The organism is Nocardia sp. bgisy134, assembly GCF_057708325.1.
Map to the genome: position 1 here is coordinate 71,049 of NZ_JBYIRW010000017.1, position 14,551 is coordinate 85,599.

Here is a 14,551-nt window from a genome sequence, read left to right on the forward strand (position 1 = left end):
TGTCAGCCCGCGCTCGGCAGCCCGAGCGCGGCAAGGACCTTTTCCGGTCGGCGGGTACTGATCAACCAGTACGGCGTCGGATCGTCCGGATCGTCGAGGACCAGCAACACCATCGGGCCGATCCACGGCCGGTGTTGCACGTAGGCTGCGGGATCGAGCTGGCGGCCCAGAGCCGCACTCTTGGCGGTGGGAGCGACCACCGCGGCGCGAGACACGAAATTCACCGGCAGATGGGCGCGATCGGCGCGCAACTCCGGTGTCCCTTCGGCGTCCTCGGCCACCGCCACCCGATGGTGGCTCAACCACAACAGCACCCACGCGGGGATCGGGAACAGCAGAACGTAGGGCAGCCAGGCCCGGATTCCCGGTGCGCCCATGTGGATTTCGGCGGCGAGCAGCCCGGCGATGCCGAACGCGACGGGCCACCACCACAGCGGCACCCAGAGGCGCTCACTGTAAGGCTCGCGAGTCCGCTTCTCGTTGTCCGTCACCGAAGGGTTGGGCCTGTCCGACACGACTCAACAGTAGGCCACCGTCCCGCCAGGCGAACGCCGAGGTACGCGTAGGCTCGACCAACGTGAGCGCACTTTCACCGATACCCCTGCTGCGGCTGGATCCGGGCATTCCCGTGCCGACGCGCGCCCATGAGGGCGACGCGGGCGTGGACCTGTGCACCACCGAGGACGTCATCCTGGAGCCGGGCGAGCGGGTGCTGGTCGGCACCGGTGTCGCCGTGGCGCTTCCGGTCGGCACGGTCGGGCTGATCCATCCCCGGTCCGGACTGGCCGCCAAGGCAGGGCTGTCGGTGGTGAACACGCCGGGGACCGTCGACGCGGGCTACCGGGGCGAGATCAAGGTGTGCCTGATCAATCACGATCCGCGCACGCGCATCGAACTGCGTCGTGGCGACCGGATCGCGCAGCTGCTGGTGCAGCGGGTGGAGTTGGTGGACTTCGTCGAGGTCGACCGGCTCGACGAGACGACGCGGGGTGCGGGCGGCTACGGGTCCAGCGGCGGTCACGCCAGCCTGGGCGCGGAGCCCGACGGGGTAGGCCGGGCGACCGGCCGGGAGGCGTGAGGCGATGTTCGGAAAGAGAAAGAAGCAGTCGGACCGGTTCGTCGAGGACCAGTACGACGAGTACGGCGAGTACGACGACGCGGAGTACGACACCGACGAGCTGCCCTACGTCGAATCGGCTGAGGACGCAGCCGGTTTCGACGACCGCCCGGCGGGTGAGCAGACCGGCCCCTACGACTACGACGATGTGTCCGAGCTGCTGGACGCGGTGGTCGAGCAGCGTCTCGACCTGGGTTCGGTCATCCTACCGGTGCCGCCCGGCGGCCAGCTACAGGTGGAGATGAGCCCCGACGGCACCCCGCAGGCGGTGCACCTGGCCACCGAGCACGGCCGCATCACCGTCGCCGCCTACGCGGCGCCCAAATCGCCGGGCCAGTGGCGCGCGGTGGCGGCCGACCTGGCCGACTCGCTGCGCAAGGAGGGCGCGCGCGTCGCGGTCGAGACCGGTCCGTGGGGCCGCGAGATCCTGGCCATCACCGAGGGTGCGGACCTGCGCTTCATCGGCGTCGACGGTTACCGCTGGATGGTGCGCCTGGTCGCGGCGGGCCCCTCGGGCGCGGCCGACGACGGGACGCCGCTGGTGGCCGCGGCCCGCGCGATCCTCAGCGAGACCATCATCCGGCGTGGCTCCGATCCGCTGCCCGTGCGCGACCCGCTGCCGGTCGTGCTGCCGCAGCAATTGGCCGAACAGCTGGCCGCCGCCCACCACGCGCAGGTCGAGGCGCAGCAACAGCAGATGGCTGCCCAGGTCGCCGCGGCCCAGACCCCGGTGCGCGCGCAGCCGCAGTCGCTGCCACCGCAACCGCGTCGCGGCGCTGACGGCTCCGCGATGCAACAGCTCGGTCTGAACTGAACTGAACTGACCCCGGCCGTACGCGCGGCCGCCACTGTCATCGGTGGTGGCCTGCTGTGTGGGCGTTTCGCTTGCCTCGCGGGGGCTGCTGTGTGGACGCTTCACCTGCCTCCCGGCGTCGCTGCGCGGACGCTTCACCGGCGTCTCGGAGCGTCGTCCCCCGAGCGAGGCCGCTGCGCGGATCGCGAGGCCGGTGATCGCGAGGCCGGTGATCGCGAGGCCGGTGATCGCGAGGCCGGTGATCGCGAGGCCGGTGATCGCGAGGCCGGTGATCGCGAGGCCGGTGATCGCGAGGCCGGTGACCGCGAGCGGTCCGCGAGGTCGGGCGTCGGTCAGAAGGTCGGGTCGGGTCGGTCGAAGGCGGTGAACCCGATGTGTCCCAGGATCGCCGGGGCCGCGCCGAGTTCGGCGAGGGTGGTGCGGAACAGTCGCGCGTGCGGGATCAGCCGCGCCCACTCTTCGGCCACCGCGAGCGGATGGACCGGGTCGTCCTCCGCAGTGACGACCGCGACCGGCACGTCCACGGTGGCGAGCCGGTCGGTGCTCGGCCACTTGTAGTCGGCGGCCTCCTCCAGCGCCTGCGGCAGGTGCGGCCACTGGGAGCGCCAGGACTGGGTCAGCGCGTCGGCCAGCCAGCGCGGGCTGCTCGCCCGCATCCGCGCGATGACGGTCTCCAAGCCGTCGGCGCGCAGCTGTTCCGCGGTCACGGCCGCGCTGAGCGCGGCCGGGCAGCGGGCGGTGTCCGAACCCGTCCACGCGGGCAGTGCGGCGACCACGCCGGCGGTGGATTCCGGGTGCGCGCCCGCCCATTCGAGTGCGATCGCCGCGCCGAGCGAGATGCCCGCCGCCAGCACCGGTCCGCGCGCGGCGGCCGCGTCCAGCGCGGCGTGGCAGCTCGACACGACCGCCCGCGGATCGGGATCGACCGCGATCAGCTCGAACCCGCGGGCCGCGCTCGCGGGACCGAAGGCGCGCCTGGCGAAATCGGCGTCGGAGCCGGTGCCTGGAAGCGCGACGACGAGGGGAACCGCAGGTCGTGTGGCCCTCGTGACATGTGGGGTGTCGAACACCGGGTCGAGCGTAGCGGGGGTGGCCATGGGCATCTACAGTGGCGGGTGTACGGCCAACAGCCGGTCGTCACAGAACAACCACGATGGCGTGTGACCCGCGCCATCTGTGCTAGCAGGAGAAGCGTGCAATGCCATCCGCAGCCTCAGGGTATTTTCGACGTCTGGGCCGAAGGCTGACCGAGGACATCGACCAACTCGATGCCGAGGAGCTGGCCGAGACCGCCGAGGCGTCGGGCGCGTGTCGGGCGTCCGAGTGTCGTCGTGGAGACGAAGCGACGATGCTGGGTCGACTACGGAGTGTCGAGGCCTGCCCCAAATCGTCGGGCGCCAGTGTTCAGGCAGAATTCTTCGACGGCACCGATGCCATCACCTTGGTCTGGATCGGCCGCCGGCGCATCCCCGGCATCGAACCGGGGCGGCGCATCCTGGTCCGTGGCCGGGTCGGCGACCGCGATGGCCGTAAGGTGATCTTCAACCCCTACTACGAATTGCGCGGGAACAGCTGACACGTATGCCATCGAGCAACGACCACGGCGCCGACCTCGGCACGCCGACCGATATCGAGCGACCGATCGACGCCGCGGTTCCCGGGCGCGGATACGCCGAGCCCGACCGGGCGGCGTCCGAGCGCGCGGAACCCGCCGGACCGTCGCTGCTCGAGCAGCTGGGCGGCTTCAGCGGCCTGATCTACTCCACGCTGCCGGTGCTCGTCTTCGTTCCCGTGAACACCCTCGCCGGGCTCACCGCCGCGATCTGGACGGCGCTCGGCGTCGCGGCCGCCGTGCTGGTGTGGCGGCTGGTGCGGCGCAGCCCGGTGCAGCCGGCGATCTCCGGCTTCCTCGGCGTCGGCGTCTGCGCGCTGATCGCCTACCGGGTCGGTGAGGCCAAGGGCTTCTTCCTGTTCGGCATCTACACCAGCCTCATCTACGCGGGAGTCTTCCTCGCCTCGATCCTGGTGCGCCGTCCGCTGGTCGGCGTGATCTGGAGCGTGCTCAACGGCCACGGCTCCGACTGGCGCTCCGATCGCCGGGCCGTGCGCCTCTACGACCTGGCGACCGCCACCTTCGTGGTGGTCTTCGCGGCCAGGTATCTGGTCCAGTCCCAGCTCTACGACACCGACCGCACCGGGTGGCTCGCCGTCGCCAGGATCGGGATGGGCTGGCCGCTGACCGCCGTCGCTTTCGCGGTCACCATCTGGGCGGTGCGCCGGGCGGGTCATCTGCCGCGCAGGTCCGCCGAAACCGCCTGACGCAGAACAGGGTGGCGTCGGTCCCACCGCAGAGGTGGGCCACTCTCCACCCTGGGGTGCCTGGTCGGTGAGCCGAGTTCATCAGACGATCGTTTGCAACACGGAAAACGCAACGATCGGCTAGAAAGGACTCGGACATTGGCTACCGAGCACATGGTTTCGACCACCAAGACCCACGCCCACACCAGCCCCGCGCTGTCGGAAAGCCGCCGGGTGGCGGGGGAGCTGGACAAGCTGATCGGCCCCGCCGCCGCGGGCGACAAGAACGCGGTGTCGGAGATCGTGCGGGTGGTGCATCCGCTGGTCCGCCGCTATTGCGGTGCGCGCCTCGGCAATACGGCCCACCTCCATGTCACCGCCGACGACGTGGTGCAGGAGATCTTGCTGGCCACCGTCAACGCCATCCCGCGCTACAAGGATCAGGGTAAGTCCTTCCTGGCCTTCGTCTACGGCATCGCGGCCAACAAGATCGCCGACGCGTACCGGCGCTCGCAGATGCACCCGACCTACCCGGTGGCCGAGGTGCCGGACGCCCCGTCGTCGGCGGCAGGCCCCGAGGAATGGGCGCTGGCGCTCGAACGCCGCACGGCCACCAGGGAATTGATGAAGGTGCTCGCCCCCGCGCACCGCGAGGTGCTGGTCATGCGGATCGTGCTCGGCTGGTCGGCCGCGCAGACCGCCGAGGCCATCGGCACCAGCCCCGGCGTGGTCAGGGTGATGCAGCATCGCGCCCTCAACAAGCTGCGGGCGCAGCTCCAGCCGGCCGCCTGAAACCCGATCCGCGGCAGCAAACCGTATCGGGGAGTTATGGCTTGATGCCGTGGTGGGACAGCTCCACCCGCAGATCTTCCTCGGCCTCCACCGAGGTCACGAACAGAAGTTCGTCCTCGCCCTCGAAAGGATCGTCGCCCTGCGGCACGATCACCCGCCCGCCGCGCAGGATCGTCACCAGCGCGGCGTCGCGCGGCAGGGTCAGGGTGCGCACCGGCTTGCCCGCCAGCGCGGTGTCGGCGGGCAGGGTGATCTCGACCAGGTTCGCCTGTCCCTGGCGCAGCGTCATCAGCCGGACCAGGTCGCCGACCGAGACCGCCTCCTCGACGAGGGAGGCGAGCAGGCGCGGGGTCGAGACCGCCACGTCGACGCCCCACGACCCGTCGAAGAGCCACTCGTTGCGCGGGTCGTTGACCCTGGCGACCACCCGGCGCACGCCGAACTCGGTCTTGGCGAGCAGGCTGTGCACCAGGTTCGCCTTGTCGTCACCGGTGGCGGCGATGACCACCTCGTAGGTCTCCAGTCCGGCGTTCTCCAGCAGCGCCAGTTCACATGCGTCGGCGTGCACCCAGATGGCGTCCGGAATGGCGTCCGGGTCGATGTGGTCGAGCTGACGCTCGAGCAGCATCACCGTGTGTCCGCTGCGTAGCAGTTCGCGGGCAATCGATCGGCCGACGGCGCCTGCCCCGGCGATGGCCACCTTCATGATCAGTCCTCGCTAGCGGGGGGCTTGCCGGCCAGTGCGACGGCCTCGCCGACGTTGCCGGAGGTCGCGGCGACGTAGACGACGTCGTCGGCCTGGACGATGGTCTTGTTGTCGGGGAGCAGGCCCTGCCCGAACCGGATGATGAACGCCACCCGGACGGCGATCGCGCGTTCCAGGTCGCGCACCGTGCGCCCGTACCACTCCTCGTGCAGCGTCAGCTGGGTCACCGCGACCGTTCCGGTGGGGTCGCGCCAGGTGGTGGTGCTGGAATCGCCGACGAGAGTGCGCATGAAGCGGTCGGTGGTCCACGGCACGGTGGCGATGGTCGGGATGCCGAGCCGCTCGTAGACGGCGGCGCGCTTGGCGTCGTAGATCCGGGCCACCACGCGCTCGACGCCGAAGGTCTCGCGGGCCACCCTGGCCGAGATGATGTTGGAGTTGTCGCCGGAGGAGACCGCGGCGAACGCGTCGGCCCGCTCGATTCCGGCGCGCGTCAGCACATCCCGGTCGAAGCCGACGCCGACCAAGCGCTCGCCGGGGAAGTCTTCACCGAGCCGCAGGAACGCGCTCGGATCCCGGTCGATCACGGTGACTTGGTGGCCAACCCGGACCAGGGCGCGGGCCAGCGACGAACCGACGCGTCCGCATCCCATGATCACTACGTACACCGTGCAACCTCGCTCCTGGACCAATGACGTTCGGTCTGTTTGCCCGTCCGCAGAACCGTACCCGCCGGATGTGTCCATGGCCCACTTTCCCCCTCTGGAGGGTGGGCAAACCTGTTTGTGACACGTGGGCCTGCACAGACGCGCAGGTACACCCCGCGGGCGATCACCGGCCGGGGGATCTATGCTCGCTCCAGTGTCCAAGTTGACGACGGCAGCCAAGCGGATGCTGCTGGGCAGGCCCTTCCGTAGCGATTCGCTGGGGCACACACTGCTGCCGAAGCGAATCGCGCTGCCGGTGTTCGCCTCCGACGCGATGTCGTCGGTTGCCTACGCGCCCGAGGAAATCTTCCTCGTGCTCTCGGTGGCGGGCGTCTCGGCGTACATGTACGCGCCGTGGGTGGGTCTCGCGGTCGCCTTCGTCATGGCCGTCGTGGTGGCCAGTTACCGCCAGAACGTGCACGCCTACCCGTCCGGCGGTGGCGACTACGAGGTCGCGACCACGAATCTGGGGCCGACCGCCGGGCTCACGGTCGGCAGCGCCCTGCTGGTGGACTATGTGCTGACCGTCGCGGTCTCGATGTCCTCGGCCGCGTCGAACATCGGCTCGGCCATCCCGTTCGTGGCCACCCACAAGGTGCTGTTCGCGGTCGTCGCGATCGCGCTGCTCACCGCGATGAACCTGCGCGGCGTGCGGGAATCGGGCAAGGCGTTCGCGGTCCCGACCTACGCCTTCATCTTCGGCATGGCCATCATGCTGGGGTGGGGCCTGTTCCGCATCGTGGTGCTCGGCGAGGACCTGCAGGCCGAGTCGGCCGGGTTCCAGCTCGAAGCGGAGGACGAGCACCTGTACGGCCTCGCTTTCGCCTTCCTGATCGCGCGCGCATTCTCCTCGGGCTGCGCCGCGCTGACCGGTGTCGAGGCGATCAGCAACGGCGTGCCCGCGTTCCGCAAGCCCAAGTCGCGGAACGCCGCGACCACGCTGCTGATGCTGGGCAGCATCGCGATCGCGCTGCTGATGGGCATCATCATCCTGGCGCAGAAGATCGGCATCGTGTACGCCCACGACACCGACCACCTGATCGGTGCGCCCGACGACTACCAGCAGAAGACGCTGATCGCCCAGATCGCCGAGACGGTCTTCCAGGGCTTCCCGATCGGCTTCTTCTTCATCACCACCGTCACCGCGCTGATCCTGGTGCTGGCCGCCAACACCGCGTTCAACGGCTTCCCGGTGCTGGGTTCGATTCTGGCCCAGGACCGTTACCTGCCGCGCCAGCTGCACACCCGCGGCGACCGGCTGGCCTTCAGCAACGGCATCCTGTTCCTGTCCGGCGCCGCGATCGCCTTCGTCGTGGTCTTCGGCGCCGAGGTCACCAAGCTCATCCAGCTCTACATCGTCGGCGTGTTCGTCTCCTTCGTGCTCAGCCAGACCGGCATGCTGCGGCACTGGACGCGGTTGCTGCGCACCGAGACCGACCCGGCGCAGCGGGCCAGGATGCACCGCTCCCGGGTGATCAACGCGGTCGGCCTCAGCGCCACCGGCGCGGTGCTGATCATCGTGCTCATCACCAAGTTCTTCGCGGGCGCGTGGATCGCGATCCTGACCATGGTGTCGATCTTCGTCGTGATGAAGATGATCCGGCGCCACTACGACTCGGTCGCCAGGGAGCTCGACGAGCACGAGTGGGACGGCGTGCTGCCGAGCCGCTCGCATTCGATCGTGCTGGTCTCGCGGCTGCACCTGCCCACCAGGCGCGCCCTGGCCTACGCCCGCGCCACCCGGCCGGACACGCTCGAGGCGATCACGGTGAACGTCGACGAGGCCGACACCAGAGCGCTGGTGCGGGAATGGGAGAACAGCGATATCACCGTGCCGCTGAAGGTGATCGAATCGCCGTACCGCGAGATCACCAAGCCGGTGCTCGACTACGTCAAGCGGGTGCGTCGCGACGCGCCGCGCGACGTGGTGACGGTGTTCATCCCCGAGTACGTGGTCGGCCACTGGTGGGAGACCGTGCTGCACAACCAGAGCGCGCTGCGGCTCAAGGGCAGGCTGCTGTTCGAGCCCGGCGTCATGGTGACTTCGGTGCCGTGGCAGTTGAGCTCGTCGACGACGCGGGCCAAGCAGGTGGGCGAGATCAACGCGCCCGGCGCGGTGCGGCGCGGCTACGAGGACCGGGTATGAGCGCGCGGCATCGGCGCGCCGCAGGCAGGTCTCCGCGATGACCGACTGGTTCGGCCTGACCTTCGACCTGCGGCTCGGCCCGCCCGGGCACGGCGGGTTCTGCGTCGGCAGGCACGAGGGCCGGGTCGTCTTCGTGCGGCACGGGCTGCCGGGTGAGCTGGTGCGCGCGACGGTCACCGAGGATCGCGGCGGTTCGTTCTGCCGCGCCGACGCCGTGCGGATCCTCGAGCCTTCACCGGATCGAGTGCCCGCCAGCTGCCCGGTCTCCGGGCCGGGCGGCGCGGGCTGCTGCGATTTCTCGCACGCCACTCCCGCCGCCCAGCGCGGACTGAAGGCCGCGGTGGTGGCCGAGCAGTTGCGCAGGCTGGCGGGCATCGAGCGCGAGGTGGTCGTCGAGCCGATCGCCGGATACCCGGACGACGCGTCCGGCGGCTGGCGCACCAGGATCCGGCTGCCGGTCGATGCCGAGGGTCGGGCAGGCGTGCACCGTTATCGCAGCACCGAGGTGATCGCGGATCTGCGCTGCCCGCAACCGGTTTCGGGGGCGATGGACGGTATCGCGGACCGCGTGTGGACGCCCGGCGCCGATCTGGTCGTCACGGTGGACGGTGACGGGGTGCGGCATCTCGTGGAACTGCCGCCCGCCGAGCACGCGACGCCGCGGCGGGGCAGGCGGCACGGCGGCGGACCACGGGGACGGCGCGGCGGTGACGCCGGGGATCGCCGGAGCCGAGGGCCGGAGGGTGGCGGGCCTTCGGTCGAAGGTGCGGCGGGACGGCACGGGGCCGAGGATCCCGCGGAAGCCCGCCGCGCGGCAGCGGCGCGCCGGGCGGCGACGCACGCCGCACGCGACGAATGGGTGATCGACGGCAGCGGGCGGGCCGTGGAATACGTGGCCGGGCGACGCTGGGAGGTCGCCGCGACCGGGTTCTGGCAAGCGCATCGGCTTGCGGCACAGTGTTATTCGGACGTCGTGTCGGAATGGTCCGATCTCGCCGCAGGCGACCTCGCCTGGGACCTGTACAGCGGCGCGGGAGTCTTCGCGGCGCGGCTCGCCGATCGGGTCGGAGCGGAGGGCGCGGTGCTCGCGGTGGAATCGGCGCGTTCCGCCGTGGCCGACGGACAGGCCGCGCTGCGCGACCTGCCATGGGTGGAGCTGCGCGCCGAACGCGTCGAGCGCTGGTTGGCCGAGCACGCCGGCGGCGCCGCGCCGCGGGCGGTGGTGCTGGATCCGCCGCGCGCGGGCGCGGGAAAGGAGGTCGTCGCGGCGGTGGCGACGGCGAATCCGTCCCGGGTCGTCCACGTCGGCTGCGACCCGGCCGCTTTCGCCCGCGATCTCGGCCTCTACCAATCGCACGGCTATCGCCTCACCGACCTGCGCGCTTTCGACGCCTTCCCGGCGACCCACCACGTGGAGTGCCTGGCGCTGCTCGAGCGGTGAGAGTCCGCCGCGGCCGTCGGAGGATCCGGCCGTGGTCGGCGTCTTGCGCCGAGTCGAGCCTGCCGCCCACCGGGGTGCGGCCCGATCCTCATAAACCTGCGGCACGGCCGGTTTAGAGTCCTGATCATGACCGTGTACGTGATCGCCCAGCTGAAGTTCACCGACCGCGCCGCCTACGACCGCTACCAGGCGCGCTTCATGTCGGTGTTCACCAAGTACGAGGGCACCCTGCTCGCCGCCGACGAAACCCCGACCACCCTCGAGGGGACGACCGACCGCGAGAAGGTCGTCCTGATGTCCTTCCCCGACGAGGCCGCCGTCGCCGCGTGGTCGGAATCCCCTGAGTACCAGGAGATCTCGAAGGACCGGCGAGCGGGCGCCGACGGCGTGATCCTGCTGGCGAAGGGTCTCGACCACCGCCCGAGCTGACGCGCGAGCGCCGCGAGCCGGACAGCCGCCGACCGGCGCAAGGTCGGCGGCGGACCCGAGAGTCCTTGTGCCGGTTGCCGAAGCCTCCGCTGCTCGCGGAGCGCGGCGGTTGCTGGTTCCGGGTGCCGGGCTGCGGCGGGCCCGACGGCGAGCTGCACGTGGGGGTGGAGGCGGACTTCCGGCCCGCCCTAGAGGCGCATCCGGCTTTCGTGGTCGACGTCGACGCGACGGCCGAGGCGGTCGCGGCCGGGGGCCATCCGGTGCGGAGGGCCGATCCCGCCGAGATCCCGGGTCGCCGCCGCTTCTTCACCGTCGACGGCATCGGCAACCGGCTGGAGTTCCTGGCGCGCTGAGGTCCGGCGGGCGCGATCAGTGTTCGTAGTGGGGCGGGCGGCGGTCGCGGCGGGCGCGGATGGCTTCGTCGAAGTTGTCGGTGGTGAGGCGGACGTAGAGCTGGGCGAGGCCCTCCTGCTGCATGTGCGATTCGAAGCTGCTCGCCTCCAGCCCGCTCCACAGCATCCGCTTGGTGAGCTCGGTGCCGACCCTGCTGAAGCCGATGATGCGCTCGGCCAGGTCATAGCAGGTGTCGAGGAGCTTCGCGGTGGGCACGGTGCGGGAGACCAGGCCGATCCGCTCGGCCTCGACGGCGTCGACGTCGCGGCCGGAGAGCATGATCTCGAAGGCGCGCGCGGAGCCGATGGCGCGCGGCAGCAGGAAACTCATGCCCAGTTCGGTCGAGGTGAGCCCGTTGTTGATGCCCGCGGCGCGGAAGTAGGCGTCCTCGCCCGCGATGCGGATGTCGGCGCCGACGCTCAGGCAGAACCCGCCGCCGATGGCCGCGCCGTTGACCGCGGCGATCACGGGTTGGTGCATGCGGCGCAGCGTGATCATCACGTCGTTGAGCAGGTCCATCGAACGCCGCGCCACCGTGGTGGTGGTGAGCCCCGTCGTGTTCGGCACCCGACCGGCGCCCTGGAGGTCGGCGCCGGAACAGAATCCGTGCCCGGCCCCGGTCAGCACCACCACGCGGACGTCGTTGTCGGCGCTCACCTGCTCGAACGCCTCGCGCAGCGGGATCATCACGTCGAAGGCCATGGCGTTCATCCGCTCCGGCCGGTTCAGCGTCACCAGCGCGATCTGCGGCCGCGGCCGATCGATCAGCACGAAGGACATGGCGACTCCTGACCCGCGGCGCCGCGTCCGCCGCGCGCCTTCACTATAGGGTTGCCCGCGCGTCGATCGCGGCGAAATCCGCGCCCCTTCAGTCCAATGCCCAGGTGGCGCGCACGTTCGCCGAGATCTCCGATTCGCCGAGCTCCACCGGGACCGCGGCGGCGAACGCCACCTCGCCCACCGGCGCCGACATCGCGCGCATCGCCGGCGCGAAAGGCGGTGCGGACGCGGCGTTCTCGGTGATCTCCAGCACCGTGCCCAGCGAGCGGCCCGCGCGTGCGGCGTACTGCTCGGCCTTGGCCAGCGCGTTGTCCCACGCCGCGTCGCGGGCACGCGCGAGCAAGCCGGCCTGGTCGGCGAAGGTCAGGACGAGCCCGCCCAAGCGGACGTCGTCGCCGCCCGCCTCGACCGCGTCGGCGATGATCGTGGCGGGGCCGGGGAACGCGCCTTTCTCCGCGTCGATATCGCGCAGCGCGACGGTGAGATCGGCGGTCGCGAGATATCCCGTGATGCGGTTGCCCTGCCCCTCGGTCCACACGGTCTCGGTGCGCACCGACAGCCCGCTGGTGGCGATGTCGGCGTCGGCGACGCCGTTGCCGCGCAGCGCCGAGGTGACCGCCGAGACGCGCTCGCCCGCCTGCCCGTAGGCCAGCGCGACCTTGCTCGCCCTGGTCTCGACGGAGAGGGTGACCCGCATCAGATCCGGGGTGGCGCGCACGCTGCCCTGACCGAAGGTGGTGACCGTGCCGGTGTCGGACTTCTTCTTGCTCACGTCGCTGTGCTCCTCGCTCGGTTGTCTCGTCGCCGGATCGTCGGACGCCATGGCTGGCTCGCTAGTCCCCACCGCGGACCACGATGGTCCGCACGGCGGAGTCCACCTGCGCGTACGCGCTGGCCGCGAGCCGTTTCAGCAGCGCCATCTTCAGCTGTGGCGCGCGTTCGGCGAGCACGTCGAAGCGGGCCGGGTCGAGCACCGCGACCCTGACCTCGGTCTCGGCGCGCACCTCGTTCACGAACGGCGCGTCGACCAGCATCGGCAGTTCCCCGAACGACATCCCCGCCGACAGCGTGACCAACCGGTGGGCGCGTCCGTCGGCGCCGAAGAAAGTGAGCCGCACCCGCCCTTCCAAGATCAGATACAGCCCGGAACGGCTGCTGCCGTGGCGGGCGATCACCTCGCCGCGGGCGATGGTGCGTCCCTCGAACTCCTTCGCCAGCCGGTCTCTGTCCTCGGGGGTGAGCGCGGCGAGCACGGGGTGCTCCTCGATCGAAATCGACGTGCACGCCGGTTCGTCGGCGGGCCGGTGCCTGGCCAGCACGATGTCCTCGCACCACTCGGTGGCGGTGTCGCGGTCGATGAAGATCCGCCCGCGCGGGTCGGCCGGGTCCAGGCTCGACACCGAGCGCCCCAGCTTGGCGTCCGGGTCCACCAGCGCGACCAGGCAGTCGGTCGCGGCGAGCTCGCGGTGCAGGTCGTCGAGCATGGTGACCGCGATCGCGCTGACCTCACCGACTCGGCGCAGGTCGATCAGCAGCGCGTCCAGCTCCCCGGCCCTGGCCTCGATCGCCCGCACCGCGCTCTCCGCGCCCGCGAACAACAGGTCGCCGTGTAGTTCGTAGACCCTGGCCCGGTGTCCGTGCTCGTCGAGCACCGCGATCTCCTCGGTGCTGCGCCGCATCCGGGACGGAGCCTCCGCCATCGTGTACTCGGCGCGGATCGCTGTGCGCGCCGACCGCGTGACGTGCAGGAAGTGCAGTTCCAGCCGCCGCGAGAGCTCCCGGCACGCCGCGACCCCGCGCACGCTGTTGCCCTGCCGATCCAGGCGCGGCGAGTACACCGCGATCCCGATCTGTCCGGGCAGCACCGCGAGAATGCCGCCGCCGACGCCGCTCTTGGCGGGCAGGCCGACGGTGCTCACCCAGTCGCCCGCCGCGTTGTACATCCCGCAGGTCGTCATCACGCTCAGCACCTGCTCGGTGAGCGCGCTGGACAGGGCCCGCTCCCTGGTCAGCGGGTTGACGCCGTTGTTGGCCATGGTCGCGGCCATCACCGCGAGGTCGTGGCAGGTGACGTCGATCGAGCACTGCCGGAAGTAGCGGTCCACCGCCTCGTCCGGATCGGAGTCGATGATGCCGAACGAGCGCAGCATGTAGCCGATGGCGCGGTTGCGATAACCGGTGCGCGCCTCGGAGGCGTACACGGCGTCGTTCAGGCGCAGCTCGCGCCCGGCGAAACGGGAGTAGCAGCGGCGCACCCGGTCGAACTTGTCGGCGGCGTCACGGCCGGCGATCAACGAGGCGGCGGTGATGGCGCCCGCGTTGATCATCGGGTTGCGCGGACGTTCGGTCACCGGGTCGAGGCTGATCTCGTTGAACGGTTCGCCGGAGGGTTCCACATCGATGCGCTCGGCCACCGCGGCGGGCCCGCGATCGGCCAGCGCGAGCGCGTAGGTGAACGGCTTGGAGATCGACTGGATCGTGAAGGCCGCGTGCACGTCACCGGCGCCGTAGACCCGCCCGTCCGCGGTGGCCAGGCACAGGCCGAACGAATCGGGTTGCACCGCAGCGAGTTCGGGAATGTAGTCGGCCAGCTCGCCGGATCGATCGGTCACGCACCCGGCGTATACGTCGGCGACGATGCGCGCCACCACGCCGGCATCGGCTGGTCGGGGAACCTCGTGCTGGGGCTCGGCCACACGACCACTCTATGGGCGTTCGCCGCGCCCGGGGCGCGAAGTTTGCCCGGACACTGTCGGGCCACGTTCGCGCGACAGGTACGGTAGGGACCGACGGCCGGATGTTTTCGTCCGGCCGCGCGCGTGCCCAGTCTCACATTTCGCGACGAAGTCGGTTGGTGACAGGCACTTGTCGGAAAGCGGCACTGTCACCGCTCAGTAGACTGATCGGATCAGAAGCGCTATCCGGAGG

Annotated in this window: 16 protein-coding genes; 9 read left to right on the top strand and 7 right to left on the bottom strand. The window is 70.7% G+C overall.

All coding sequences use genetic code 11. The annotated features are described in order from the left end of the window. Positions 1-2 precede the first annotated feature (2 nt). Positions 3-515, bottom strand: a complete 513-nt coding sequence (locus tag AC3ERS_RS26960) for a DUF3093 domain-containing protein (protein WP_431970893.1) — start codon at positions 513-515, stop codon at positions 3-5. 62 nt (positions 516-577) lie between these two features. Between AC3ERS_RS26960 and dut the strand changes: the two genes are divergently transcribed. Further along, complete coding sequence (gene dut / locus AC3ERS_RS26965; RefSeq protein WP_431970894.1) at positions 578-1,078, top strand: dUTP diphosphatase; 501 nt, start codon at positions 578-580, stop codon at positions 1,076-1,078. A gap of 4 nt (positions 1,079-1,082) precedes the next feature. Then, positions 1,083-1,931: a DUF3710 domain-containing protein gene (locus tag AC3ERS_RS26970; protein WP_431970895.1), complete on the top strand. Its 849-nt coding sequence runs from the start codon at positions 1,083-1,085 to the stop codon at positions 1,929-1,931. A gap of 332 nt (positions 1,932-2,263) precedes the next feature. Here the strand turns inward: AC3ERS_RS26970 and AC3ERS_RS26975 are convergent, their stop codons facing one another. Beyond that, positions 2,264-3,028, bottom strand: a complete 765-nt coding sequence (locus tag AC3ERS_RS26975) for an alpha/beta fold hydrolase (RefSeq protein ID WP_431970896.1) — start codon at positions 3,026-3,028, stop codon at positions 2,264-2,266. Between the two features lie 101 nt (positions 3,029-3,129). Here AC3ERS_RS26975 and AC3ERS_RS26980 point away from each other — a divergent pair, with 101 nt between their 5' ends. The 3 genes from AC3ERS_RS26980 to AC3ERS_RS26990 all read left to right on the top strand — a co-directional run bounded on the left by AC3ERS_RS26980 (position 3,130) and on the right by AC3ERS_RS26990 (position 5,021). Beyond that, positions 3,130-3,507 (top strand): OB-fold nucleic acid binding domain-containing protein, encoded by a 378-nt coding sequence (locus AC3ERS_RS26980; RefSeq protein ID WP_067849155.1) that lies wholly within the window; start codon positions 3,130-3,132, stop codon positions 3,505-3,507. 5 nt (positions 3,508-3,512) lie between these two features. Then, positions 3,513-4,250, top strand: a complete 738-nt coding sequence (locus AC3ERS_RS26985; RefSeq protein WP_431970897.1) for a DUF3159 domain-containing protein — start codon at positions 3,513-3,515, stop codon at positions 4,248-4,250. A 138-nt stretch (positions 4,251-4,388) separates the two neighbouring features. Then, the gene (locus AC3ERS_RS26990) at positions 4,389-5,021 is read left to right on the top strand and encodes a sigma-70 family RNA polymerase sigma factor (protein ID WP_431970898.1); all 633 of its coding nucleotides are present in this window, start codon (positions 4,389-4,391) and stop codon (positions 5,019-5,021) included. A 34-nt stretch (positions 5,022-5,055) separates the two neighbouring features. Here the strand turns inward: AC3ERS_RS26990 and AC3ERS_RS26995 are convergent, their stop codons facing one another. After that, complete coding sequence (locus AC3ERS_RS26995) at positions 5,056-5,727, bottom strand: potassium channel family protein (RefSeq protein WP_431970899.1); 672 nt, start codon at positions 5,725-5,727, stop codon at positions 5,056-5,058. Positions 5,728-5,729: 2 nt separating this feature from the next. Then, a complete protein-coding gene (locus AC3ERS_RS27000; RefSeq protein WP_431970900.1) occupies positions 5,730-6,395 on the bottom strand; it encodes a potassium channel family protein in 666 nt (221 codons plus the stop codon). 193 nt (positions 6,396-6,588) lie between these two features. On the opposite strand from AC3ERS_RS27000, the gene AC3ERS_RS27005 reads away from it, so the two are divergent. The 4 genes from AC3ERS_RS27005 to AC3ERS_RS27020 all read left to right on the top strand — a co-directional run bounded on the left by AC3ERS_RS27005 (position 6,589) and on the right by AC3ERS_RS27020 (position 10,803). Beyond that, the gene (locus AC3ERS_RS27005) at positions 6,589-8,580 is read left to right on the top strand and encodes an APC family permease (RefSeq protein ID WP_431970901.1); all 1,992 of its coding nucleotides are present in this window, start codon (positions 6,589-6,591) and stop codon (positions 8,578-8,580) included. A gap of 37 nt (positions 8,581-8,617) precedes the next feature. Further along, positions 8,618-10,021, top strand: coding sequence for a class I SAM-dependent RNA methyltransferase (locus tag AC3ERS_RS27010; RefSeq protein WP_431970902.1), 1,404 nt, complete (start codon positions 8,618-8,620; stop codon positions 10,019-10,021). 126 nt (positions 10,022-10,147) lie between these two features. Further along, positions 10,148-10,450 carry a DUF1330 domain-containing protein gene (locus tag AC3ERS_RS27015; RefSeq protein ID WP_431970903.1) on the top strand — a complete coding sequence of 101 codons (303 nt, stop codon included), beginning with the start codon at positions 10,148-10,150 and terminating at the stop codon, positions 10,448-10,450. A 74-nt stretch (positions 10,451-10,524) separates the two neighbouring features. After that, positions 10,525-10,803, top strand: coding sequence for a VOC family protein (locus AC3ERS_RS27020; protein WP_431970904.1), 279 nt, complete (start codon positions 10,525-10,527; stop codon positions 10,801-10,803). A 16-nt stretch (positions 10,804-10,819) separates the two neighbouring features. On the opposite strand, the gene AC3ERS_RS27025 is transcribed toward AC3ERS_RS27020, so the two are convergent. The 3 genes from AC3ERS_RS27025 to glsA form a co-directional block, all read right to left on the bottom strand. After that, on the bottom strand, positions 10,820-11,623 hold the full coding sequence (locus tag AC3ERS_RS27025; protein WP_431970905.1) for an enoyl-CoA hydratase: 804 nt from the start codon (positions 11,621-11,623) through the stop codon (positions 10,820-10,822). 88 nt (positions 11,624-11,711) lie between these two features. Beyond that, entirely contained in the window at positions 11,712-12,395 is a 684-nt protein-coding gene (locus AC3ERS_RS27030) for an SIMPL domain-containing protein (RefSeq protein WP_431970906.1), read from the bottom strand. A 61-nt stretch (positions 12,396-12,456) separates the two neighbouring features. Then, positions 12,457-14,319 carry a glutaminase A gene (gene glsA / locus AC3ERS_RS27035; protein WP_431970907.1) on the bottom strand — a complete coding sequence of 621 codons (1,863 nt, stop codon included), beginning with the start codon at positions 14,317-14,319 and terminating at the stop codon, positions 12,457-12,459. Positions 14,320-14,551: the final 232 nt, after the last annotated feature.